Origin of the sequence: Acinetobacter sp. ANC 3882 (assembly GCF_022549545.1) — a bacterium.
GTDB lineage: Bacteria > Pseudomonadota > Gammaproteobacteria > Pseudomonadales > Moraxellaceae > Acinetobacter.
The window spans coordinates 24,590-47,855 of the sequence record NZ_JAKZGB010000004.1; the positions used below are offsets into that span (position 1 = coordinate 24,590).

25 protein-coding genes are annotated in these 23,266 nt (G+C 42.8%); 18 read left to right on the forward strand and 7 right to left on the reverse strand.

The window, feature by feature from the left end:
* Positions 1-34 precede the first annotated feature (34 nt).
* Entirely contained in the window at positions 35-439 is a 405-nt protein-coding gene (locus MMO42_RS09390; protein ID WP_241320329.1) for a hypothetical protein, read from the forward strand.
* 64 nt (positions 440-503) lie between these two features.
* On the opposite strand, the gene rpsI is transcribed toward MMO42_RS09390, so the two are convergent.
* Entirely contained in the window at positions 504-890 is a 387-nt protein-coding gene (gene rpsI / locus MMO42_RS09395) for a 30S ribosomal protein S9 (RefSeq protein WP_004640839.1), read from the reverse strand.
* A 12-nt stretch (positions 891-902) separates the two neighbouring features.
* Complete coding sequence (gene rplM / locus MMO42_RS09400) at positions 903-1,331, reverse strand: 50S ribosomal protein L13 (RefSeq protein ID WP_004802631.1); 429 nt, start codon at positions 1,329-1,331, stop codon at positions 903-905.
* Positions 1,332-1,598: 267 nt separating this feature from the next.
* Between rplM and MMO42_RS09405 the strand changes: the two genes are divergently transcribed.
* The 17 genes from MMO42_RS09405 to MMO42_RS09485 all read left to right on the forward strand — a co-directional run bounded on the left by MMO42_RS09405 (position 1,599) and on the right by MMO42_RS09485 (position 17,654).
* Positions 1,599-2,219, forward strand: coding sequence for a hypothetical protein (locus MMO42_RS09405; protein ID WP_241320330.1), 621 nt, complete (start codon positions 1,599-1,601; stop codon positions 2,217-2,219).
* Between the two features lie 89 nt (positions 2,220-2,308).
* On the forward strand, positions 2,309-3,277 hold the full coding sequence (pdxA, locus tag MMO42_RS09410; RefSeq protein ID WP_241320331.1) for a 4-hydroxythreonine-4-phosphate dehydrogenase PdxA: 969 nt from the start codon (positions 2,309-2,311) through the stop codon (positions 3,275-3,277).
* A gap of 32 nt (positions 3,278-3,309) precedes the next feature.
* Positions 3,310-4,122 (forward strand): 16S rRNA (adenine(1518)-N(6)/adenine(1519)-N(6))-dimethyltransferase RsmA, encoded by an 813-nt coding sequence (rsmA, locus tag MMO42_RS09415; RefSeq protein WP_005296871.1) that lies wholly within the window; start codon positions 3,310-3,312, stop codon positions 4,120-4,122.
* Positions 4,122-4,961, forward strand: coding sequence for a symmetrical bis(5'-nucleosyl)-tetraphosphatase (locus MMO42_RS09420; protein ID WP_241320332.1), 840 nt, complete (start codon positions 4,122-4,124; stop codon positions 4,959-4,961). Before rsmA ends, MMO42_RS09420 begins: the two co-directional genes overlap by 1 nt.
* Positions 4,962-5,391: 430 nt before the next feature.
* Positions 5,392-6,663: a glycosyltransferase family 1 protein gene (locus MMO42_RS09425; protein ID WP_241320535.1), complete on the forward strand. Its 1,272-nt coding sequence runs from the start codon at positions 5,392-5,394 to the stop codon at positions 6,661-6,663.
* Between the two features lie 37 nt (positions 6,664-6,700).
* Positions 6,701-7,252 (forward strand): phosphatase PAP2 family protein, encoded by a 552-nt coding sequence (locus tag MMO42_RS09430; protein WP_241320333.1) that lies wholly within the window; start codon positions 6,701-6,703, stop codon positions 7,250-7,252.
* Between the two features lie 96 nt (positions 7,253-7,348).
* Positions 7,349-7,549 carry a Fe-S cluster assembly protein IscX gene (iscX, locus tag MMO42_RS09435; protein ID WP_004652532.1) on the forward strand — a complete coding sequence of 67 codons (201 nt, stop codon included), beginning with the start codon at positions 7,349-7,351 and terminating at the stop codon, positions 7,547-7,549.
* A gap of 107 nt (positions 7,550-7,656) precedes the next feature.
* Positions 7,657-8,088, forward strand: coding sequence for a nucleoside-diphosphate kinase (gene ndk, locus MMO42_RS09440; protein ID WP_005296864.1), 432 nt, complete (start codon positions 7,657-7,659; stop codon positions 8,086-8,088).
* Between the two features lie 121 nt (positions 8,089-8,209).
* The gene (rlmN, locus tag MMO42_RS09445; protein WP_241320334.1) at positions 8,210-9,445 is read left to right on the forward strand and encodes a 23S rRNA (adenine(2503)-C(2))-methyltransferase RlmN; all 1,236 of its coding nucleotides are present in this window, start codon (positions 8,210-8,212) and stop codon (positions 9,443-9,445) included.
* A 17-nt stretch (positions 9,446-9,462) separates the two neighbouring features.
* The gene (pilW, locus tag MMO42_RS09450; RefSeq protein ID WP_241320335.1) at positions 9,463-10,269 is read left to right on the forward strand and encodes a type IV pilus biogenesis/stability protein PilW; all 807 of its coding nucleotides are present in this window, start codon (positions 9,463-9,465) and stop codon (positions 10,267-10,269) included.
* Complete coding sequence (locus tag MMO42_RS09455; RefSeq protein ID WP_005208885.1) at positions 10,260-11,057, forward strand: helix-turn-helix domain-containing protein; 798 nt, start codon at positions 10,260-10,262, stop codon at positions 11,055-11,057. Before pilW ends, MMO42_RS09455 begins: the two co-directional genes overlap by 10 nt.
* A gap of 22 nt (positions 11,058-11,079) precedes the next feature.
* Positions 11,080-12,195, forward strand: a complete 1,116-nt coding sequence (gene ispG / locus MMO42_RS09460; RefSeq protein WP_005296856.1) for a flavodoxin-dependent (E)-4-hydroxy-3-methylbut-2-enyl-diphosphate synthase — start codon at positions 11,080-11,082, stop codon at positions 12,193-12,195.
* Complete coding sequence (gene hisS / locus MMO42_RS09465; RefSeq protein ID WP_241320336.1) at positions 12,192-13,484, forward strand: histidine--tRNA ligase; 1,293 nt, start codon at positions 12,192-12,194, stop codon at positions 13,482-13,484. The genes ispG and hisS overlap by 4 nt, the downstream gene beginning before the upstream one ends.
* Before the next feature lie 29 nt (positions 13,485-13,513).
* Positions 13,514-14,212 carry a tetratricopeptide repeat protein gene (locus MMO42_RS09470; protein ID WP_005296851.1) on the forward strand — a complete coding sequence of 233 codons (699 nt, stop codon included), beginning with the start codon at positions 13,514-13,516 and terminating at the stop codon, positions 14,210-14,212.
* Positions 14,212-15,354: an outer membrane protein assembly factor BamB gene (gene bamB / locus MMO42_RS09475; RefSeq protein ID WP_241320337.1), complete on the forward strand. Its 1,143-nt coding sequence runs from the start codon at positions 14,212-14,214 to the stop codon at positions 15,352-15,354. Before MMO42_RS09470 ends, bamB begins: the two co-directional genes overlap by 1 nt.
* Positions 15,355-15,528: 174 nt before the next feature.
* Complete coding sequence (der, locus tag MMO42_RS09480; RefSeq protein ID WP_005149719.1) at positions 15,529-16,938, forward strand: ribosome biogenesis GTPase Der; 1,410 nt, start codon at positions 15,529-15,531, stop codon at positions 16,936-16,938.
* A 62-nt stretch (positions 16,939-17,000) separates the two neighbouring features.
* The gene (locus MMO42_RS09485; RefSeq protein ID WP_241320338.1) at positions 17,001-17,654 is read left to right on the forward strand and encodes a 4'-phosphopantetheinyl transferase superfamily protein; all 654 of its coding nucleotides are present in this window, start codon (positions 17,001-17,003) and stop codon (positions 17,652-17,654) included.
* A gap of 84 nt (positions 17,655-17,738) precedes the next feature.
* Here the strand turns inward: MMO42_RS09485 and secF are convergent, their stop codons facing one another.
* The 5 genes from secF to MMO42_RS09510 form a co-directional block, all read right to left on the reverse strand.
* Positions 17,739-18,707: a protein translocase subunit SecF gene (secF, locus tag MMO42_RS09490; RefSeq protein WP_241320339.1), complete on the reverse strand. Its 969-nt coding sequence runs from the start codon at positions 18,705-18,707 to the stop codon at positions 17,739-17,741.
* Positions 18,708-18,717: 10 nt separating this feature from the next.
* A complete protein-coding gene (secD, locus tag MMO42_RS09495) occupies positions 18,718-20,619 on the reverse strand; it encodes a protein translocase subunit SecD (protein ID WP_241320340.1) in 1,902 nt (633 codons plus the stop codon).
* A gap of 51 nt (positions 20,620-20,670) precedes the next feature.
* Positions 20,671-21,000 carry a preprotein translocase subunit YajC gene (yajC, locus tag MMO42_RS09500; RefSeq protein ID WP_005149729.1) on the reverse strand — a complete coding sequence of 110 codons (330 nt, stop codon included), beginning with the start codon at positions 20,998-21,000 and terminating at the stop codon, positions 20,671-20,673.
* Between the two features lie 109 nt (positions 21,001-21,109).
* Positions 21,110-22,240 carry a tRNA guanosine(34) transglycosylase Tgt gene (gene tgt / locus MMO42_RS09505; protein ID WP_005193126.1) on the reverse strand — a complete coding sequence of 377 codons (1,131 nt, stop codon included), beginning with the start codon at positions 22,238-22,240 and terminating at the stop codon, positions 21,110-21,112.
* 441 nt (positions 22,241-22,681) lie between these two features.
* On the reverse strand, positions 22,682-23,251 hold the full coding sequence (locus MMO42_RS09510) for a LemA family protein (protein WP_241286117.1): 570 nt from the start codon (positions 23,249-23,251) through the stop codon (positions 22,682-22,684).
* Between the last annotated feature and the right edge of the window lie 15 nt (positions 23,252-23,266).

Here is a 23,266-nt window from a genome sequence, read left to right on the forward strand (position 1 = left end):
TATGATTCAATAAGTTCAAAGAGAGAAAAATACAATGAAGCGATATTATCTGACGACCTTATGTGCAGCACTTATGCTCGGTGGATGTACTAGCTTAGCATCTACTTCAGAGAAGCAGGCAGTCGCATCTTCAGATCATGAGATCGGTGCTGCTGCCGATGCTGTTATTGCGGATGCGGCCGATGAGGATAACGGGCAACAGTATGGCGGCATAAAAAAACAGTATGTCGTGAAAGGTTGTCAGGTCACTATTTACAATGATGGGCCGATCCAAATGGTGGATGAAAAAACTGACCAACCATGTAATGCACCTATTCCCAAAGACCACCAATTTTCTAAAGTGAGTAAGACCTATACACAGAATGGCTGTAAGGTCACGGAATTTTCTTCTGCCGATGGCACAGGTGATGCAATAATGGACTGTTCTAAAAAGAAATAACCAACGCTAAGCAATAAAAAAACCTCGGAAAATTCCGAGGTTTTTTGTCCAATTCGTAAAACGATTAACGTTTAGAGAATTGAGGACGTTTACGAGCTTTACGTAAACCAAGTTTCTTACGTTCAACTTCACGAGCATCACGAGTAACGAAACCAGCTTGACGAAGAGCAGGTTTTAAAGTTTCGTCAGCAGCGATCAATGCACGAGTAATACCGTGACGGATAGCGCCTGCTTGACCACCGATACCACCACCTTTAACAGTGATGTAAAGGTCAAATTTTTCAGTAACTTCTAAAAGCTCTAAAGGCTGACGCACAACCATACGAGCAGTTTCACGACCGAAATATTGCTCAAGCGTACGGTTGTTAATTACGAGTTTACCTGTACCAGCTGATAAGAAAACACGTGCAGTTGCGGTCTTACGGCGACCTGTACCATAATTAGTAGCCATGTGCTGTATCCCTTAGATGTCCAAAACTTGTGGCTGTTGAGCAGTATGAGGATGCTCAGTACCAGCGTACACTTTCATTTTTTTGATCATTGCATAACCAAGAGGACCTTTTGGTAACATACCTTTAACAGCTTTTTCTAAAACTGCTTCAGGTTTGTGAGCAATTAACTTCTCGAAGTTAGTCTCACGGATACCACCAGGGAAACCAGTATGGCGATAATATTTCTTATCAAGCGCTTTTTTACCAGTCACTTGAACGTGTTCAGCATTGATCACAACGATGTAGTCGCCAGTGTCAACGTGAGGAGTATAAGAAGTTTTGTGCTTACCGCGTAAACGACGAGCGATTTCAGTCGCAAGGCGACCTAAAGTTTTGCCAGAAGCATCAACAACATACCAGTCGTGTTGAACTTCAGCTGGCTTAGCGCTGAGAGTTTTCATTTAAACCACTACCTATTATAGTTGGTTTGGACGGTGAAATCTGTCCAAACAAAAGGAGACGGAATTCTACATGGATTTATAAAAATGCACAAGAAAAAATCAGCTGAAAGGTCAGAAAATGCTGCAATGTGACTGAATTTGTAAGTAAGGCGACCTTTATTGAAGGCAACATTATTTGCCTTGTGAGGGGGGCGGATTTGACCTATTATTTTTTTAGCAAACGTTTGAAATAAATAGAAGTATTAAGCTTTTCTGCTGGGGAATTTGATGAAGTTGTCGTTTTCTACAAAAATTGTTGTAGTTACATTATTAATAGGTGTTTGTTCTACACAGACAAATGCACGACGGCTTTATAAGTGGGTGGATCAAACCAGTGTGACCAATTATTCAGAGTTTCAGCCGAAAGAAGGGACCAGTCGAAAATTAGAGGTTCTGGAAAGTCGAGGCAATGATCACGTCGATCCCGCTATGGCTGTAACGGCTGAGATGAAAGCGATCGAGATTCCTGTCGATCAACTCAATCTTCAGGGGCAAGCTGCCAATGCAACGGTTCAGCAACCGACGACACAAACTGTAGTGAAACAAGGGGTAATTGCAGCACCCTATACTCGGTCTGTAAGTACTGTGGTTGCAACACCTGTGATAGAGAAGAAGGAATCTCCGATTGCACAGCCCGTTCAGGTTGCAGAAAAGAAAGACGTGGTTAGCAATCCATTGGTAGAAAAAGCCTCAAGTAGTGTTGTGGTCGCTGAGAAAAAAGAAGAAGTCGCTGTGGTACAGCCTGAGAAAAAAGTCCAACCAAAGATCAATCCCTGGACACGTCAGGTGGAGTTTGTACCATCGAATTTAGTTCCACAGAACTTACCAAAAGTTTCAGCAACACCTTAAAGTAATTAAATTATTAAAAATGAAGCACTATAGCTGCCCTGAGATTTTCGTTACACTAGATGGGAATCAAAAAAAGACTGGCGGAATAGATGCTTCCTTTATATGTTACTTCAGGCGAACCAGCAGGAATAGGTCCTGATATTTGTCTCAGTCTGGCAGAACGTGTAGATGAGCGACCGATTGTTATCCTTGCCGATCTACAGATGTTACAGCAGCGTGCCGATCTTTTAGGAATCGATGTTGAATTGATTGCTTATCAAGGACAAGCAGAATCCAGTTTGAGGGGGCAACTTTTTGTTGAACATGTCCCTTTAGCAAAACCAGTCACTTTAGGTCAGTTAGATTCAGCCAATGCCGCTTATGTATTGGAACAATTACGCCGTTCAGCCGATTATGCGGTGTCTGGGCAGAGTGTTGGGGTTGCGACAGCGCCAGTGCAAAAATCGATTATCAATGATGCGGGCATTGCATTTAGTGGGCATACCGAATATTACCAAGAATTTGCTGGCATTGATCGGGTGGTGATGATGTTGGCCACCAAAACATTACGTGTTGCCTTGGCGACGACACACCTACCTTTGCGGGATGTAGCGGATGCAATTACGCAACAGCGTCTACATCAAGTGATTGATATTCTGATTCATGATTTAAAAACAAAATTTAAAATTGCACAGCCTCGTATTTTGGTGTGTGGCCTGAACCCACATGCAGGTGAAGATGGCTATTTGGGTCGTGAAGAAATTGAAGTGATCAACCCTGTGTTGGAAAGCTATCGAGCGCAAGGGATTGGAATGAGTTTAAGCTTACCCGCAGATACCTTATTTACCCCTGAAAATCTAAGCCATGCAGATGCAGTTTTAGCGATGTATCACGATCAGGGCTTACCTGTGTTAAAATCACAAGGCTTTGGTGAAGCAGTTAACATTACATTAGGCTTGCCATTTATTCGAACCTCTGTCGATCATGGTACAGCACTTTCTCTTGCAGGCACTGGACAAGCAAAAGCATCGAGCTTGCATGTCGCAGTGGATTTAGCACTTGATTTAGCTCGTCAGTGATTAACGAGTAAATTATTCACGTTGGAATTATTATGTATCAAATTAATGCCCTAAACCCTAAAGATGAAGGGCATCAGGCTCGAAAACGTTTTGGTCAAAACTTCTTACATGATCAACGTGTGATTGCCAAAATTGTACGCTCAGTGAATCCACGTACAGGCGAAAATATTGTTGAAATTGGACCTGGTTTGGCTGCATTAACATCACCATTGATTGGTGAGTGTGATGCTTTGACCGTAGTTGAGCTTGACCGAGATTTGGCAGCAGGGTTACCTGGGCGTGTGCCGCATCCTGAACGTTTGACCATTATCGAAGCCGACGCATTAAAATACGATTTCACGGAATTGTTTAAAGATGGCCGCCCACTGCGTGTCGTTGGAAATTTGCCATATAACATTTCTACGCCTTTGTTATTCCATCTCTTGGAGTTTGGTGACAAAGTCAAAGATATGCACTTCATGTTGCAAAAAGAAGTGGTTGACCGTATCACTGCGACGCCAAATACTAAAGAATATGGTCGTCTGTCGGTGATGATTCAGTATTACTGCAAACCAACGTTTTTGTTTGAAGTACCACCAGGATCATTTAATCCGCCACCGAAAGTGACATCGGCAGTGTTCCGTTTAGAGCCATACCAAACCAAGCCCATCGTGGCAAAAGATGAGAAAGCCTTGGCACGTTTGGTTGGACATGTATTTACCCAGCGTCGTAAAACGCTACGGAATAGTTTGAAAGGCATGTTGGCAGAAGATGGCTTTGAAAAAGCAGGTGTTGATCCAATGGCGCGTCCTGAAACTTTAAGTTTGGCTGATTTTGTTGCACTTTCTGATCAGATGGTGTCTTAATGTCAAAACGCTATAACTATGTCATTGGTGATGTGCAAGGTTGTTTTGAAGCACTGAAAGCGTTGTTGAAAGAAATTCGCTTTGATCCAGATCAAGACTTTTTATGGTTTACAGGTGATTTGGTTGCACGTGGTGAAAACTCTGTCGGTGCATTGCGCTTTATTAAAAAGCTTGCTGATCGTGGCGCTGCAGCAACGGTACTGGGCAATCATGATCTTACGTTGATTGCCTGTGCGCGTGGTTTTAAAAAAGCCAAAGACAAAGATCATACGCAAGAAGTGATAGATGCGATTGATGGTGATGAGCTGATTGATTGGCTGCGAAAACAGCCTTTGAGCCTATCTCCAAATGAACACACTTTGATTACCCATGCAGGCGTACCCTGTATTTGGACTGTGGCAAAAACAGTTGCACTGGCGCAAGAAGTGCAACAGGTGGTTGGTCATGATGATCTTGCAGTATTAGACAGTTTTCTTGCTGAGATGTATGGGTCTCAACCCGATCTGTGGTCAGACGATTTAACGGGTTTAGCGCGTTTGCGCTGTATTACCAATTATCTGACCCGGATGCGTTTAACCGATGCGGAAGGGCGTTTGGAATTCGATTTTAAAGATGCGCTTGATGCACCGATGCCAGCAGGCTTTCAGCCGTGGTTTGAGTTTGAAAGTCAGGCGGCACAAACTCATCAATTAATTTTTGGACATTGGGCTGCATTACAAGGCAAAACCATTAGCGCTCACATTCAAAATGTGGATGGTGGTTGTGTTTGGGGACAGCAACTGGTGGCTTTCCGCTTGGAAGATCAGCAAATTTTTGCGGTGGATAATCCTTTGGCTTGAATAAGTGCAATTTGAGTTTGATCTAAATATTTTTATCTAGAGTCTGTTGGAAAAAATTATCTTAACGGTTTCTTGATAAATTCTCATCGAATTACAGGATCAGCCTGCGGCTCGCCCTACTTTTCGTTTGGGAAAAGTAGGCAAAACCATTGTCATCAGCAAAACCTGTTCATTTTTTGGATGTATTAAAAATATATCGCAGAAACATTATCTTGCGTACATTGCGCAGGTTGCTGACGACGTTTCCGAGTACCATATTTCTGATCAAATTTAGGTTAAGTATTTATTGTGTTGTATACAAATACCCAGTTTCAGGCTGGGCATTTTTTATTTTAAGACTGTCAAAAAACTGTCATACACTGATCATTAAAGTGTCAAATAATGTTTTTAAGCTGAAAGCATGAAAATAACGACACAAATGGATGGCGATATGCAGAGTACATACGCGACATCTCTATTCAAGCAAGAGTTTCCTGAAAATTTTAAATTTTACTTTAAAAGGAAACAACTCAAAAATAAACAAGATGAATTGTCTGAACTACGTGATCTCGTTCGTCCTCGTCTCCGAATCGCTATTGTGACTGAAACATGGCCGCCAGAAATAAATGGTGTGGCTTTGTCGATGATGCAATTGTGTCAAGGTTTACAACGACTAGGGCATAAAATTTTACTGGTACGACCAACCCAAAAAGCAATCTGTACCGAGTTTCACCCTGAGCAAGAATGCTTGGTGATGTCACAACCCATTCCTAAATATCCAAGTATTCAATTTGGTTGGCCGCAATATATCAAGGTCTCAAAAGCCTTCGAAAAATTTGCGCCAGATGTGGTGCATATTGTGACCGAAGGACCTTTGGGATTGACTGCACTACAAGCAGCAAAGTCGAGAAAAATCGCAGTATCCAGTGGTTTTCATTCAGCATTCCATGATTTTAGTCGCTTCTTTGACTTGGCTTTTTTAGTCAAGCCAATTCAACGCTATTTGACTTGGTTTCATAACAGTACCGATGTGACGTGTGTCCCGAGCCAATATACCGAGCACGCTTTACGTGGTTTCGGTGTGACTTGCCCATTGGTGGTGGTTGGTCGCGGTGTGGATACCGAAAAATTTTCACCTCAGCACCGTTCGCAACAGCTTCGCCAGCAGTGGGGTGTCGATGCCGATACTCGGGTGATGCTATATGTCGGACGTTTATCACCCGAAAAAGAAGTCGATGTGCTGATTAAAAGCTTTCAGGCGCTACAGGCGCAACAAGGCAAAAATAGCAAATTTGTGATTGTCGGTGATGGCCCAGATCGTGCTCGACTCAGCAAAATGGCCCAATCCGAAGATGTTATTTTTATGGGAAGTTTAAGCGGACGCGAGCTATCAGCAGCTTATGCCAGCGCAGATGTTTTTACCTTTGCTAGCCAAGCTGATACCTTTGGCAATGTGGTGTTAGAGGCGATTGCCAGTGGCTTAGCCGTCGTTGCCTATGATTATGTGTGTGCACATCAACATGTTCAACCTAATGTGACTGGTTGGCTGAGCCCATTGGGGCAACCAGATCATCTAATTCAGTCGATTTGCCAGTTACCTGCGCTACCGCAGTTAAGACAGATGGGTTTGCTGGCCAGTGAAAGTGTGCAACAAAGCAGTTGGCAGTTTCCAGTACAACAATTAGAACAAGCATTATATCAAGTCGCGAGGAGTCTCCCATGACCGCGACTTAAAGTATTCTCATCAGAGGAGAAAAAGTATGAATCTTCAAAATGCAAAAATAAAAATACTTGATTTAGATTTAAAAGGGTGTGTCTACCTCAATCATCTCTCCCATTCGCAGCGAGTTGCTTTATTTTTTAAAACGATCAGTCGTTTGGGGGATGGGCCATTTTGGTATGTCATGTTGTTGTCGGTTTGGGCAATGCAAGGTTTGGCATATGGTCTGCAAATTTTGTACTTGATTGCGGCTGGTTCAGTGGGAACCTTGATCTATAAAATTTTGAAAAATAAAACCACACGTCCAAGACCCTATCAGGTGCATCAAGTGATTGTCTTGGGGGAACGAGCATTGGATCATTTTAGTTTCCCATCAGGTCATACGTTACATGCAGTGATGGTGACCATCACTTTAGGTTATGTTCAGCCGCTGTTATTGATCTTGATGTTGCCGTTTACCATTCTCGTCGCATTGTCGCGTATGGTATTGGGCCTGCATTATCCAAGTGATGTGATCGTTGGGGCGATGATTGGTGCATCGGTTGCCAGTGCTATTATCTTGTTGGCACCTAGCCTGAATATCGCGTTGTAATGTATTTTATGCTGAATTTCGCAATCGAACACTATCTCTTAAATTACATGATTTGTTAAAGTATGCTCAATCACATACATTTATTTAGGTTGTCATATGGGCTTACGTTGGACAGATACGATTGATATTGCGATTGAACTCACCGAAGCACATCCAGATGTAGACCCACAATGGATCCGTTTTACCGATTTACATGCATGGGTTTGTGCTTTGCCTGACTTTAGTGATGATCCAAATAAGTCGACTGAAGGTTTGCTTGAAGCCATTCAAATGGCATGGCTGGATGAAGTTCGTTAAAAATTCGTCAGAAAACGCTTAAGTTTTGCATATTCAAGCTGATTATTAGCGATGACATCGGTATAATGCGGCAAATTTTTTAGTTTAAACCATAATAGGAGTCAATCATGGCGATTGAACGTACTTTATCTATCGTAAAACCAGATGCAGTTTCTAAAAACCACATCGGCGACATCTTTGCTCGTTTCGAAAAATCAGGTTTGAAAATTGTTGCTACTAAAATGAAACAACTTTCTCAAGCTGATGCTGAAGGTTTCTATGCTGAGCACAAAGAACGTGGTTTCTTTGCTGACTTAGTTGCATTCATGACTTCTGGTCCAGTCGTTGTTTCTGTTCTTGAAGGCGAAAACGCTGTTCTTGCTCACCGTGAAATCTTGGGTGCAACGAACCCGAAAGAAGCGGCTCCAGGTACAATCCGCGCTGACTTCGCTGTAAGCATCGACGAAAATGCTGCTCACGGTTCTGACTCAGTTGCTTCTGCTGAGCGTGAAATCGCTTACTTCTTTGCTGATAACGAGATTTGCCCACGCACTCGTTAATCCAAAGTATTCAGACCAGATAAGTGGTATACTACTTATCTGGTTTTTTATTTCTTATTGCTTGTTTTGTGCGAATAATGCACAGCATTTTTTAGCGTCGATATTGTTTAGGTAAATATACATGAGTTCTGCAGTGGTCGTTTCATCAGAAAATTTGGATGAAAAACAACAGTCCTTCGCTACGTCTGTCGTTTATGCTGCCGAGAAAAAAGTAAATTTACTTGGCATGTCGCGAGCTGAATTAGAAAAATTCTTCGAAGACTTAGGCGAAAAGAAATTTCGTGCGGGTCAAGTGATGAAATGGATTCATCAATATTTCATAACTGATTTTGCTGAGATGAGCAATATCTCAGGAAAATTGCGAGAGAAACTCGAAAAGATTTGTGAAATTAAAGCCCCTGATGTCGTGCATCGTAACTACTCTAAAGATGGAACCCGTAAGTGGGTATTCCGTGTTGGAGATGGTGAGGGATCATTGGTTGAAACCGTATTGATTCCTGCGGAAGATAAGACGGGTGCTCGTAAGACTTTGTGTATTTCATCACAAGTGGGCTGTGCCTTGGATTGTTCATTCTGCTCGACAGGCAAGCAAGGGTTCCAACGTGACTTAACCCCAGCCGAAATCATTGGCCAATTGTGGATGGCAAATTATTCCTACATGGAAGAAGTGCCTGTTGCCGAACGTGAGCGTACGGTTACCAATGTTGTGATGATGGGAATGGGTGAACCATTGTTGAACTATGATGCTGTGCTCAGTTCTATGCGGTTGATGCTGGACGATTTTGCTTATGGCATGTCGAAGCGCCGTGTAACGTTATCAACGTCTGGCGTGGTGCCTAAAATTGACCAATTGGCACAAGACATTGATGTGGCATTGGCGATTTCACTGCATGCACCGAATGATGAGTTGCGTAACGAACTGGTTCCAATCAATAAAAAATATCCATTACAGCAGTTAATTGCTGCATGTCAGCGCTATTTGGGCAAAGATGGCAATGAAAGCTCACGTCGCCACGTTACCATTGAGTATGTGATGTTAGACGGTGTCAATGATAAGCCTGAACATGCACAACAACTTTTAAAGTTATTGAAAAACTTACCGAGTAAGATCAATCTTATTCCATTTAACCCGTTCCCGCATGCACCGTATGGTCGTTCGAGCCGTAACCGTATCATTGCGTTCCAAAAAACTTTGTCGGATGCAGGATTTGTGTGTACGATTCGTCAGACACGTGGTGATGATATCGATGCAGCGTGTGGACAATTGGTAGGACAGGTTGCTGACCGTACTCGTCGTGCTGAACAATGGAAAAAGAAAGTGGCGCAACAACAAGAAATTTTGCGCACACAAGGATAATACTTGGGGAAAAGGCGTTGAATACCACTCGACCAAAAACGATTATTGCGACAGCTGTTGTGTTTACTTTACTTGGCCTAACAGCATGTCAAACACCCTCTACAACATTAAAAAAAGATCCAGAAAAAGCAGTGCAAGTTCGTACCCAACTTGCAGCAGAGTATATTCGCAGCCGTGATTTAGATGCAGCCAAGCGTTCGCTTGACCAAGCTTTAAAGATTGATTCCCGTGATGCCAATGCCAACATGATGATGGGAATCTTGCTGCAACAAGAAGGCAGCACGACAAATATGGAAAAAGCCGAAGCTTATTTTAAGCGTGCAATTTCCTCAGAACCTGATAATGCTCAAGCGCGTAATAATTACGGTACATATTTGTATCAACAGCAACGCTATAATGATGCCATTGAGCAATTTACCCGTGCGGGTGCAACCTTAGGGTATGAACAACGTTTTCAGTCGTTGGAAAACCTAGGGCGAATCTATTTGAAATTGGGCGATGTTGCGAATGCTGAAAAATCATTCAAACAGGCGCTACAAGCGAATCGAAATGCAACCATTTCAATGTTAGAGTTGGCGGAAATTTTCTATTTGCAACAAAATAATAGAGATGCAGCGCAACTATACGAACAATATGTTCGTAACGTGGGACAGAAAAACCAAGGTGCTCGGGCGCTTTGGATTGGTCTACGCATTGCTCGAGCGAATGCGGATCAATTAGGAATGCAAGTGTTAGTCAATCAACTACGTGCGCTATTTCCTGATAGTCCAGAATATCAACGTTATTTGCAATTACAGTACAGTACTGAGGCCGTATGGAAATAAATCCAAATTCACATCAGCCAACTGGCTCAACCTCGCCAGCGTCAACGTTAGGAAATATTCAACGACCTGGTGAGTATTTGCGTCAAATTCGTATTGCACAAAAGAAAGAAATTGATGAGATTGCAAACGTATTGAATATGCCTGTCAAAACATTGACAGCATTAGAGCAAGACGACTATAAATCATTACCTGAAGCCACGTTTATCAAAGGCTATTATCGTGCTTATGCAAAGCATTTAAATGCAGATGCCAGTGCGATCATTCAGCGTTTTGATGAAATCTATGCCAATGATACTGGGCTTAAAGCGAGCCATGCCTTGAATAATTCTCCTATTAAAATTATGGGGAAATTATCAGGTTCGAAAAGTGTACGTAACCGTATCTGGTTAAAGCGTATCGCGATCGTGGTTGCCGTTGCCGTATTGGCTTGGTTAGCGGTTATGGCAGTTCAAAACTGGACATCAAGCCATAAAGATGATGAAGATGTGCCGAAGATCAAGAATTCTGACGTTCAAATTCTACCCATGAGTGGGACTACCACGACTGCAACATCTGGTGACCAATTGGTGTTGAGTTTTAATCGTCCGACCTCTGTGCATATTGTAGATGCAACAGGTAAAGTATTGGCAACAGGTCGCCAAGCATCGACATTGACTTTAAGTGGCGAATCGCCATTTCAAATTCGTTTAGATGATGCGACAGCAGTAGCATTGACTTTAAATCAGGAGCAAATTTCATTGTCTCCATATACAGTTAATGGAAAAGCAGAATTCCGTTTGTCTCGTTAATGCCAAAGAGTAGAGCTATACGATGATTGTGAACCCTATTAAACGCCGTCCAACACGTAAAATTCGCGTCGGTTCGGTGTATGTCGGTGGTGATGCACCGATCAGTGTTCAAAGTATGACGAATACTGAAACCTGTGATGTCGATGCAACTGTCGCACAGATCCAGCGTTGTGCAGATGCAGGTGCAGATATCATGCGTGTTTCTGTGCCTTCGATGGAGGCGGCAGAGGCATTTGGTGCAATTCGTAGACGTGTGACTGTTCCTTTAGTTGCAGATATTCATTTCGATCATCGTATTGCACTTGCTGTTGCAGATTACGGTGCAGATTGTTTGCGTATCAATCCAGGGAATATTGGCTCGGATCAGAAAGTACGTGAAGTGGTTGCTGCGGCAAAACATCATGGTATTTCGATTCGTATCGGTGTGAATGCGGGTTCATTAGAAAAAGATTTACAAGTGAAATATGGTGAGCCAACAGGACAAGCGTTGCTTGAGTCTGCTATGCGCCATATTGATATCCTTGATCGTTTAGATTTTCATGAGTTCAAGGTGAGCGTAAAAGCATCGAATGTGTTTTTGACCATGGATGCTTATCGTTTACTGTCTCAACAGATTGATAATCCGCTACATCTTGGTGTAACTGAGGCAGGGATTTACCGTACTGGTACGGTGAAGTCTGCGATTGCACTAGGTGGATTATTGATGGAAGGCATTGGCGATACCATGCGTATCTCGCTGGCTGCTGAACCAGAAGATGAAATTAAAATCGGTTTTGATATTCTAAAATCGTTGGGCTTACGCTCAAACGGTATTAACTTTATTGCTTGCCCAAGCTGTTCACGCCAAGAATTCAATGTAATTCAAGTGATGCAAGCATTGGAAGAGCGTTTAGAAGATATCCGCACTCCGATGGATTTGTCTGTGATCGGGTGTAAAGTGAATGGTCCTGGTGAAGCCAAAGAGGCAGATATCGGGATTGTAGGAGCATCTCCTCGTTCACTGGTCTATCGTAATGGTGAAAAGAGCCATTTGATCGACACAAATCAGTTGGTTGATGAAATTGAAACAATGGTTCGTCAACGTGTCCAAGAGCTTGAAGAAGCAAAATCTAAAGAAATTATTCGTAGTTCATCATGAGTTCAATCGTCGCTATCAAAGGTTTTAATGACATCCTTCCAACGCAAACTGCGGCTTGGAGAAGTCTGGAACAACAACTTGCATCTCTGATGGATGCGTATGGTTATCAACAGATCCGTTTACCGATCGTTGAGCAAACTGGTTTATTCAAACGTGCTATTGGTGATGCGACCGATATCGTCGAAAAAGAAATGTATACCTTTTTCGACAAAGGCAATCCACCTGAATCACTTACGCTACGTCCAGAAGGGACTGCGGGTTGTGTACGTGCGTTGCTTGAACATAATTTGTTGCGTGGCGCGACACCGCGTGTGTGGTATATGGGACCTATGTTCCGTTATGAAAAACCGCAAAAAGGCCGTTACCGTCAGTTCCACCAGTTTGGTGTCGAAACTTTTGGTGTGGCAACGCCAGATATTGATGCAGAATTAATTTTACTCACAGCGCGTTTGTGGAAGCATATGGGGATTGCTGACAAGGTTCAACTTGAGTTGAATACCTTAGGCGAAACCGATGAGCGTACAGAATACCGTGCAGCATTAGTTGAGTTTCTAAACCAACACAAAGATGCGTTGGATGAAGATTCTCAACGTCGTTTAACCACCAATCCATTGCGTATTTTGGATTCTAAGATTGAATCGACCCAAAAGATTCTGGAAAATGCACCGAAGTTGCATGATTTCCTTAAAGAAGATTCAATCAATCACTTCCAGCAATTGCAGCAATATTTAACCGATGCTGGTATTGAGTTTGTGATTAACCAAAAGTTAGTGCGTGGTCTGGACTACTACAACAAAACTGTATTTGAATGGACCACCACGATGTTGGGTTCACAAGGTACGGTGTGTGCAGGCGGTCGCTATGATGGTTTGGTTGGTCAGTTGAAAGGTAAAGCCGATCAGTCTGTACCTGCAGTTGGTTTTGCGATGGGGATGGAGCGTTTGCTACTGTTGCTTGAGCAAGTTGAACAAACCAAAGAGGTTCGTGATTGCGAAATCTTCTTGTTGGCTGAACCTGCTTACCAAGCCAAAGCATTGGTCTTGGCAGAGCAAATTCGTGACCAATTGGAAGCGGCAAATAGCTCGATTCGTTTGAAAACTGGATCTCAAGGCAGCATGAAAAGCCAAATGAAAAAGGCGGATCAGTCTGGTGCAACCTTCGCGGTTATTTTGGGTGAGCGTGAGTGGGAATCTCAACAGCTTCTCGTAAAAGAGCTTGCAACGGCTGAACAGTCGCAAGTTGCTTTAGCTGAACTGACGCCATTTTTTATCGAAAAATTTAAACAATAAATTGCAAAATTTAGGAAAAGGACAATCACATGAGTTTAAGTGATGATGAACAACTCGACAGTTTAAAGTCGTTTGCCAAAAAATATGGTTCTGCAATGATTAGCGGAATTCTCATTGCCTTGATTGCCTTTTTCGGATGGGAATACTGGCAAAAGAAAAACCTTGCTGAAGCCCAGAACCAAACCGCAAAGGTACAAAAGTTGATGGATGAGGCAAAAGCCGCATCAGGTCAACCGAATGCCTTTGCAAGCTTATCTGAAACAGCTGATAAAATTGTGAAAGATGACGCTGACTCTGCTCAAGCGATTCAAACACAATTTATCATGGCGAAACTTGCTTATGACAAGCAAGATTATGCTGCTGCTGAAAAAGCCTTGAAGAAAGTTGAAAATTCAAAGGTGAAAGATGCAGGTTTGCTGCAAATTGTTAAAATACGTTTAGCTGATACGCAATTGGCGCAAAGCAAATACGATGAAGCTTTGAAAACCTTATCAAGCGTGACTGATCCAGCATTTAAAGCATCAGCAGAAGAGCTGCGTGGTGATATTTTTGTTGCGAAAAAAGACAACGCATCTGCGCGTAAAGCGTATCAAAGTGCATGGGATAACTTGCTCGAACGTAAACAAGAGCGTCAGCTTTTACAAATTAAACTCGAAAGTGTTGGCGTTTTAGTAGATGATCCTGAGTTTGAGCGCCCGATCTTAGATACCAAAGTGGATGAGTCTTAATGCAGAATAAACTAAAACTACCTTTGGCAATTGCAATTGCTTCAGCTTTATTGGTTGGTTGTTCAAGCAATAAAGTAAAAGAAGTCAAACCAAATCCATTGCCAAAAATCACGCAAGAACAAAGTTTAAACCTTGTGTTTTCACAAAGTGTTTCGTCGACCAATGCCGCTGAAGCTTTACGCCTGCAGTTGGATACCGACAATGGTGTAGTTTTTGCGATTGATCCTGATGGTCAGGTGTCTGCGTACAAAGGTAAAGAACGTCTTTGGAAAAGTAAAATTACCAAACAAGAACTCACTGCGGGTGTAGAAGCGGGTGAAGGGATTGTGGTCAGTGGTAATCGTAAAGGTCAGTTATTTGCTTTAGACCAAGCGACTGGCGAACAAAAATGGACAGCGAAATTGTCTGGAGCAATTTTGTCTCCATCACTGATCCAGTCTGGTCGTGTCATTACCATTGCCAATGACGGTACGGTATTTGCGCACGATGCAGTGACAGGACAACAGGTTTGGGCATATAAGCTGCCAAATGTACAATTCAGTTTGCGTGGCCAGCCAGCACCAGTTCGTTTAGATGAGCGTACTGTACTGATTGGTTCTGCCAATGCCTATGTGTATGCCTTAGATATCATTAGTGGTATACCGCGTTTCCAACGTCGTGTCGCGATCAGTGAAGGTCGTTCTGATATCCAGCGTTTGGTGGATGTTGTGGGTGATCCAGTTGTTTCAGGACAATATTTGGTGACTACAAGCTTCCAAGGCCAAGTGACTGTGACGGATCTTGCAACACAACGTGTCGTGTGGAGTGAAGATGCAAGCAGCACCAATAGTGCTGAAGTGGCTGATGATAAAGTCTATGTTGCAACGACTGACGGTAAATTGAATGCTTATAATTTAGCGACAGGTGAGTTGGTTTGGCAAAATGAAGAGTTGCTGAACCGTAAGCTCAGCAATCCTGTGATGTTAGGACAAAACCTTGTTGTGGGTGATTTGGATGGTGTGATTCATCTGATTAATCCAGCCTCAGGTAAGCTCATTGGCCGTGCTAAAACCAGTGGTGAAGTGCGTTCATTACGCGTGATTGACAATCAACTTTATGTTGCGACGCGTAAAGGTGCATTAAGCATTTGGCAGAATCGTTAATTTTTCCTAAATGTGGTAAAATTAAAATAGCGAATTGCACTTTTAACAAATTCTTCGGGGTATTTGTCAGACAAATCCCCGAATTTTTATTATGATCATTTGATCACCAAAATCTTCCCTACAGTTTCTGATACGATGTCATCAACGATGGCTCGTCTGAATTAAGGTTAATTTATGAAACCCGTTATTGCGCTCATTGGTCGACCAAACGTCGGAAAATCAACGCTATTTAACCAAATCACCAAAAGTCGTGATGCTTTGGTTGCCGATTTTGCTGGTTTAACCCGTGACCGTAAATATGGTGATGCTGTTTTTCAAAATAAGTCATTCATTGTCGTCGATACTGGTGGTATCGGTGAGAATGAAGGTGGTATTGACTCGTACATGGCTGAACAGTCGAAAACTGCGATTCATGAAGCAGATATCATTGTTTTTGTTGTGGACGCGCGTGCTGGCTTATTGGCATCAGATGAACAAATTGCACGTGAATTACGTACGCTAGGTAAGAAAGTTTACTTGGTTGCCAACAAGGTGGACGGTGTCCATGCTGAGGCTGCATTGGTTGAGTTCTACAAGCTCGGTATGGGTGAACCCTTACAAGTTGCTGCAAGTCACGGACGTGGCGTACAGCAAATGCTTGAAGATGTTTTGGCTGAAGTTCCTGAAGATGAAAATCCAGAAGAACATGACAAGGCGACTGGTTTACGTTTGGCGATTATTGGTCGTCCGAATGTCGGTAAATCGACCTTGGTCAACCGTTTGTTGGGCGAAGACCGTGTGGTTGCATTTGACCAACCAGGAACAACCCGTGATTCGATTTACATCCCGTTTGAACGTGATGGACGTCAATATACGTTAATCGATACTGCGGGTGTGCGTCGTAAAGGCAAAGTAGAGGAAATGATTGAGAAGTTCTCAATTGTGAAAACCCTACAAGCCATTAAAGATGCGCATGTCATCGTGGTGGTACTGGATGCCCGTGAAGGGGTGGTCGAACAAGATTTACATTTGATTGGTTATGCACTTGAAGCTGGCCGTGCCATGGTGATTGCGATCAACAAATGGGACAACATGACCGAGTATGATCGTAAGCAATGTAAGTTGGATGTTGACCGCCGTTTTGACTTTATTCCTTGGGCCAAAGTACATTTAATTTCAGCATTGCATGGTACTGGCGTCGGGGAAATGTACCCAACGATCCACCGTGCTTATGATTCATCGCATTTAAAAGTTTCTCCTGCGAAATTAACTCAGATCTTGAATGATGCAACTGAAGCGCATCAACCGCCGATGATCGGTGGTAAGCGTATCAAAATGCGTTATGCGCATATGGGCGGACAAAATCCACCAACGATCGTGATTCACGGTAACAAGGTAGACAAAACGCCTGCGGATTATCGTCGTTATCTGGAGAATGTGTTCCGTAAAGTTTACAAACTGGAAGGAACGCCAGTGCGTGTTGATTTTAAAACTTCTGAAAATCCATTTGAAGGGCGTAAGTCACAAGTGGATGAACGCGTTGCAGCACGTAAACGTCGTTATGTACAGAAATTCAAAAAAGCAGAAAAGAAATTCAAGCGTTAAGCTGATCTTGATGCCAAGAGCCCAAAGTTTGCTTTGGGCTTTTTTATATCAAAGGAGAGTGAGTGGTGACACGTCAAATTGAAATCCATGTTCAGGCATTGGCTCAACTCCTTGAACAAAGTAAAACTGATTTTGCCGATTTAAGCAGCTTTAACCATTATAAAAAAGAACAAATCAAACAGTATCGTAATGTTCTTTTAGCTGAGCGACTGCATTGTCCAGTTGAGGCATTAAGCTTTTCAAAACATGAACATGGGAAGCCTTTTTTAAGTTCTCATCCCTTGCATTTTAACCATACGCATAGTCAGCTGTATTATGTATTGGCCATGAGTGAACGCGTAAAAGATCTTGGTGTTGATGTGGAAGAACTCGATCGTAAAGTACGCTTTGATGCTTTGGCACAACACGCTTTTCATGCCGAGGAATACCAAACTTGGCAGCAGCAGGATCAAGATCCAGAATATTGGTTACGGGTGTGGACCACCAAAGAAGCAGTATTAAAAGCGTCAGGGTTGGGGATTCGTTTAGATCTGAATAGCTTAAATACTCAAGTTCATCCATCCAATCATGGTGGCATGTGCTCTCATCCTTTGATTGGTAGTTTTGCGTATCAGAATTTTATTTTAAATCAGACGATTGTGCTGACAGTGGCATGGCGGGCAGAGCAGTCCTGTCGTGGCTTTCAATTTCCTCAGATCCAGATTATTCAGCATTAACCGTAATTCAAATTATTCAATTGCCTTAAATAAAAAATGCCAGCATGTCGCTGGCATTTTATTTGAATGAAGAACCGAAAAGATTTAAGGAATCTCTTCTTCTTCAAACTCAGGTTTAACTTGAACAATAAAGTCCTGACGATTCAGACCGCGCCATAATGCGAATGCAGTACCGATATAGATCGATGAGTAGGTACCGACAAAGATACCGACAAACATCGCCACAGAGAACCAATGTAGACCATCACCGCCTAAGAACATCATGGCAAGGACCACAAGTAATAAGGTCATCGAGGTATGGATGGTACGACGTAAAGTTTCTGTCAGCGCGATGTCCACGATTTCACGCGGAGTCGCACCACGAATCTTACGGAAGTTCTCACGGATACGATCCGATACAACGATGTTATCGTTGAGCGAGAAACCAATGACCGCGAGTACCGCTGCTAAAACGGTTAAATCAAATGGCCATTGGAATACCGCAAATGCACCAATAATGATGATGATATCGTGGAATAACGACATCACCGCACCCATCGCCAGTTTAAATTCGAAGCGAATGGTGACGTAGATCAACATCAGGATCAATGCCAGCGCAACAGCACCCGCAGAGCGTACATACAGCTCGTTACCTACAGCACCGCCCACAGCATCGACCTTATGGACTTCTACTGTGTTATTTGGCAATTGCACTGCTTTGGTAATGCTATTGCTCAGGTCTTCTACATTGAGGTCTTCTTGTACTGGCATACGTACAATCAGGTCAGTATTACTTCCCAATGTTTGTACAACAGCATCTTTAAAGCCAGCACGATCTAAAGCTTGAACCACTTGAGCAGGTTGAACCCCTTGCTTATAGTTCAATTCAGCTGAAATACCCCCAGTAAAGTCTAAACCGAGGTTCAGACCTTTGGTGACAATAAAGAAGATACTGGCAATGGTAATCAGGACTGAGAAGATAGCCGCTGGTTTGGCAATCTTCATGAACGGGATGATTTTTAGATCATCTGGGCGACCGTATTGCTTTGAGTCTTGTTGAGTCAGATCAGTCATGTGAATCTCCTTAAATACTCAACTTGGTCAAATTACGGCGTTTGCCATAAATGAGCTGTACGATTGCACGTGTTACGGTAATTGCAGTAAACATCGAACAAATAATACCGATCATCAAGGTGACTGCGAAGCCTTTGATTGGACCAGTACCAATCGCGAATAAGATAAACGCAACGAGGAATGTGGTTAAGTTCGAGTCAAGAATGGTGTTATAGGCCCGATCGTAACCCGCAACAATTGCCTGTTTGGGTGAGGCACCCCAGATCATTTCTTCCCGTATTCGTTCACAGATCAGGACGTTGGCATCGACCGCCATACCAATGGTAATGACGATACCCGCAATACCCGGCAAGGTGAGCGAAGCACCAATCCAAGACATCACTGTTAAGATCATGGCAAGGTTAAATACCAAAGCAAAGTTCGCGATTAAACCGAATAAACGGAAGAACACAACCATCCAGATGGCAACCAGCAAGAAGCCGATTTGAGTAGATAACACACCCTTGTCAATGTTTTCTTGACCAAGGCTTGGACCAACTACACGTTCTTCAACGAAGTACATTGGCGCAGCCAAAGCACCTGCACGTAGCATGAGCGCAAGTTCAGCAGCTTCTTGTGGTGAATCAAGACCAGTAATACGGAATTGTGAACCCAATACCGCTTGAATAGTTGCGGCATTAATGACTACAGATTCGGTATATGGAGTACGAACTTCAGTTTGTACACCTGTGTTTGGATCAGCAACATAAGAGATTTTTTGTTTATTTTCGATAAACAAAACCGCCATACGTTTACCCACAGCACCACGGGTTGCATCAGCCATGAGCTTACCACCTGAAGAATCTAGGGTGATATTAACTTCTGCACCACCAGAGTCTTGGCTGAAGCCAGAGCTTGCATTTTGAACACGTTCGCCCGTCAAAATACGGTTACGTTGCAACAGTAACTGACGACCACTGTCTAAAGACTGATAAGCAAATACTTCAGTGCCTGGAGGAAGTGGCTGACCATTATATTTACCTGTATATGGATCGATATATTGATCGTTGCTGTCCGCAACTAAACGGAATTCCAAGTTCGCCGTACGACCCAAGACACGTTTTGCTTCCGCAGTATCTTGTACACCTGGTAATTCAACTACGATACGATTACTACCTTGGGTTTGTACCAGTGCTTCGGCTACACCCAGTTCGTTAATACGGTTACGTAGAGTCGTTAAGTTTTGGTTCACTGCATAAGATTGAATTTCCTGACGACGTGCGTCGGTATAAGTCAGTCTTAAAGTTGCACCAGATGATGTTGCAACCGCTTGTTGAGTATATTCATTACCATTACGACGTAAAAAATCAGTCGCAGCATCACGGTCTGCATTGCTGGCAAACTGGACAGTAATGGTATTGTTACTTAACGCAAGGTTGTTAAATTTGATTTTGTTATCACGGAATTGACGACGCAAATCAGTCGCAGATGTTTCCATGCGCTGACTAATTGCTTTATCCATGTCGACTTCGAGCAAGAAGTGTACACCACCACGTAAGTCCAAACCGAGTTTCATCGGTTTTGCCCCAATCTTTTGCAACCATTCTGGTGTAGTCGGTGCAAGGTTGAGCGCAACAACGTAGTCTTCACCTAAATCACGACGCAATACTTCTTTGGCTTTTAACTGTTCTTCAGAAGAGTTTAAGCGTAATAATGCTGCGTTATTGGTAAAGCTATTGTCGTGACTGCTAATGTCGGCAGTTTTTAAAATCTGCTCAGCTTTTTGCACGATGGTCTGATCAATTTTTGTGCCTGCTTTTGCGCCAGAAATTTGGACAGCAGGTTCATCTGGATACAGACTTGGAAGTGCATATAACGTACTGATCACAAGTACCACAAGGATCAGCAAATATTTCCATGCAGGGTAACGCATTTGCTTTCTTCTTAAATGAAAAAGTCGTGCTGAGGCACGACTATTTTATGATTAAAGGTTATTTAGTGTGCCTTCAGGTAAGACTGAAATGACACTCGCACGTTGAATTTTTACATCAACACCACGAGCAAGTTCAACTACTGCAAAGTCACCTTCAAGTTTGGTAATTCTCCCCATTAAACCACCCGCAAACACGATTTCACTGCCTACGCCCAAGCTTTCGATTAAAGAACGGTGTTCTTTGGCACGTTTCGCTTGAGGTCTCCAGATCAAGAAATAGAAGATTGCAATAAAAACAGCAATCATCAAGATGTTTGCCATCAGGCTAGGACCTTGTGCAGCCGCAGGTGCAGCGTGAGCAGTAGAGATTAAGAAGCTCATTTCGTTTTCCTAAAATTAAAAAGCCAAAAAATTAACAATAAATTCCAATTTGTTTTGCAATGTACCTTGTCTTGCGATCAGGCGCAAATCTTGATGCATTTACTTCACATTAGTCTTCAGGGCATGGTGGAACGTCTAATCCACGACGCGCATAAAAGTCCTGAACATATTCATCAAATGTGCCGTTATCCAATGCATCACGCATACCTTGAGTGAGGCGTTGGTAGTAACGCAAGTTATGAATAGTACCGAGCATCGATGCCAGCATCTCACCACACTTCTCTAAATGATATAAATAGGCACGACTGAAGTTTTTACAAGTGTAGCAATCACAATGTGGGTCTAAAGGACCTTGATCATGACGATAGCGACTGTTGCGGATTCGGACCAAACCATCGGTGACAAAGTAGTGACCATTACGTGCATTGCGGGTTGGCATCACACAGTCAAACATATCGACACCACGACGAACCGCTTCGACGATGTCTTCTGGTTTACCGACACCCATTAAATAGCGAGGCTTGTCCTGTGGCATTTTGTTAGGTAAATAATCAAGCACCTTGATCATTTCCTCTTTCGGTTCACCTACCGATAAACCGCCAATTGCATAACCATCAAAACCAACTTCCAATAAACCAGTCAATGACTCATCACGTAGGTCTTCATACATGCCACCTTGAATAATGCCGAATAAGGCATTTTTATTCTTGAGCTCATCATGATGATGGGTTTTACAACGCTTTGCCCAACGCAAAGAAAGCTGCAATGATTTTTGCGCTTCTTCATGGGTTGCAGGGTAAGGGGTACATTCATCAAAGATCATCACGATATCTGAGTTGAGTACGTGTTGAATCTCCATTGAAATTTCTGGAGACAAGAACACCTTAGAACCATCAATCGGAGAGCGGAAGGTCACACCTTCTTCTTTGATTTTACGCATTGCGCCCAAGCTAAAGACTTGGAAACCGCCTGAATCAGTCAAAATCGGTTTATCCCAGCGGATAAACTCATGCAGACCGCCATGCTCTTTAATCACTTCAAGGCCTGGACGTAAATATAAATGGAAGGTATTTCCCAAGATAATTTGTGCTTGAATTTCTTCAATATCACGCGGGAGCATGCCTTTGACTGTACCGTAAGTACCCACTGGCATAAATACAGGGGTTTCAACCACACCATGTTCTAAAGTAAGTCGACCACGACGGGCGCGCCCCGACTGGCCTAATTTTTCAAATTTCATGTAATAACCTGAGCAAGATCGAAGTGCTACTTTGATTGCAGCGCAAGAAGGCGAAAAAACAGTTCGCTGATCGAAAGCGGCTATTTTCCCCGATTATGGCGTGTAGTTCTACTACTAAATGTAGCGAGAGATAAAATAGATTTAGTTTGATAAGTTTTGGGTGATATTTGCTCGAATGTTGATGAGCAAATACTGATTTACGTGAATAAGGTTTTTGCATTTTGTAATGCGACATTTGTGAGGAAATTTGCTATCGAGATGGCGGCATGGATGCCGCCGCGTTAGACTGCGGTAGCAAGGATGTACCGTCAGCCTATGAACAGCGATTAAAGCTGTGCAAGGGTTTTGGTTACTTTTGCCAAAACAAAAGTAACTCCAACCGAAGGTTTTTACTGAAATGAGTGAGATAACTATAAGACGCTAATATGTTTAACTACCGCACTAAAAATTCGGTTTATAGTCAAAATTTTCAGTCGCCAGATTATCTTTAAATGGGCGAATTGCTTTCTTGGATAATGTCAGGGTATTGATCAGGTTGTTTGGAAACACCTCAATCTGGTTATTAAACAATTCCACGTTGCGGTTAAAAATGGTAATTGCAGCACCGACGTTCTCGTTTTGCTCCTGAATATCATCCATCATTTTGCTGTATAGCGCATCTGCTTTCAGTTCAGGATAATTTTCAACCACCACATTGAGGCTACGAATCAGCTCTTTGCTCATTTTCTCGATCTGTTGTAACTGTGAAATATCCGTGTCATTCACATTCAGATTGAGAATCTGCTGGCGCAATTCAGTGACTTTTTCCAAAGTGGATTTTTCAAACTGGGTGTATTGATCCAGCGTTGCTTCCAATGCTTCTAAGGTCTTTATTTTTTGACGTTCGAAGTTAGCCACTTCGGACCATGCACGTTTGGTGGCATTAAAATACCGTACGATGTTGTTGCGAATAGAAACGCCCCATACAATCAGTACTACAAAAATCCCCAAGAAGATCAGTAAACCTGTCATCGTCATTCCCCTTAT

Excerpts from the sequence above, each read along its gene's own strand:
- rsmA (WP_005296871.1), top strand. The coding sequence starts at position 3,310 with ATGTATCAAATTAATGCCCTAAACCCTAAAGATGAAGGGCATCAGGCT.
- ndk (WP_005296864.1), top strand. The coding sequence starts at position 7,657 with ATGGCGATTGAACGTACTTTATCTATCGTAAAACCAGATGCAGTTTCT.
- rlmN (WP_241320334.1), top strand. The coding sequence starts at position 8,210 with ATGAGTTCTGCAGTGGTCGTTTCATCAGAAAATTTGGATGAAAAACAA.
- secD (WP_241320340.1), bottom strand. The coding sequence starts at position 20,619 with ATGCGTTACCCTGCATGGAAATATTTGCTGATCCTTGTGGTACTTGTG.
- hisS (WP_241320336.1), top strand. The coding sequence starts at position 12,192 with ATGAGTTCAATCGTCGCTATCAAAGGTTTTAATGACATCCTTCCAACG.
- MMO42_RS09430 (WP_241320333.1), top strand. The coding sequence starts at position 6,701 with ATGAATCTTCAAAATGCAAAAATAAAAATACTTGATTTAGATTTAAAA.
- MMO42_RS09420 (WP_241320332.1), top strand. The coding sequence starts at position 4,122 with ATGTCAAAACGCTATAACTATGTCATTGGTGATGTGCAAGGTTGTTTT.
- MMO42_RS09405 (WP_241320330.1), top strand. The coding sequence starts at position 1,599 with ATGAAGTTGTCGTTTTCTACAAAAATTGTTGTAGTTACATTATTAATA.
- pdxA (WP_241320331.1), top strand. The coding sequence starts at position 2,309 with ATGCTTCCTTTATATGTTACTTCAGGCGAACCAGCAGGAATAGGTCCT.
- bamB (WP_241320337.1), top strand. The coding sequence starts at position 14,212 with ATGCAGAATAAACTAAAACTACCTTTGGCAATTGCAATTGCTTCAGCT.
- MMO42_RS09455 (WP_005208885.1), top strand. The coding sequence starts at position 10,260 with ATGGAAATAAATCCAAATTCACATCAGCCAACTGGCTCAACCTCGCCA.
- MMO42_RS09470 (WP_005296851.1), top strand. The coding sequence starts at position 13,514 with ATGAGTTTAAGTGATGATGAACAACTCGACAGTTTAAAGTCGTTTGCC.
- iscX (WP_004652532.1), top strand. The coding sequence starts at position 7,349 with ATGGGCTTACGTTGGACAGATACGATTGATATTGCGATTGAACTCACC.
- der (WP_005149719.1), top strand. The coding sequence starts at position 15,529 with ATGAAACCCGTTATTGCGCTCATTGGTCGACCAAACGTCGGAAAATCA.
- rplM (WP_004802631.1), bottom strand. The coding sequence starts at position 1,331 with ATGAAAACTCTCAGCGCTAAGCCAGCTGAAGTTCAACACGACTGGTAT.
- secF (WP_241320339.1), bottom strand. The coding sequence starts at position 18,707 with ATGACTGATCTGACTCAACAAGACTCAAAGCAATACGGTCGCCCAGAT.
- tgt (WP_005193126.1), bottom strand. The coding sequence starts at position 22,240 with ATGAAATTTGAAAAATTAGGCCAGTCGGGGCGCGCCCGTCGTGGTCGA.
- MMO42_RS09425 (WP_241320535.1), top strand. The coding sequence starts at position 5,392 with ATGCAGAGTACATACGCGACATCTCTATTCAAGCAAGAGTTTCCTGAA.
- rpsI (WP_004640839.1), bottom strand. The coding sequence starts at position 890 with ATGGCTACTAATTATGGTACAGGTCGCCGTAAGACCGCAACTGCACGT.
- yajC (WP_005149729.1), bottom strand. The coding sequence starts at position 21,000 with ATGAGCTTCTTAATCTCTACTGCTCACGCTGCACCTGCGGCTGCACAA.
- MMO42_RS09390 (WP_241320329.1), top strand. The coding sequence starts at position 35 with ATGAAGCGATATTATCTGACGACCTTATGTGCAGCACTTATGCTCGGT.
- ispG (WP_005296856.1), top strand. The coding sequence starts at position 11,080 with ATGATTGTGAACCCTATTAAACGCCGTCCAACACGTAAAATTCGCGTC.
- MMO42_RS09510 (WP_241286117.1), bottom strand. The coding sequence starts at position 23,251 with ATGACAGGTTTACTGATCTTCTTGGGGATTTTTGTAGTACTGATTGTA.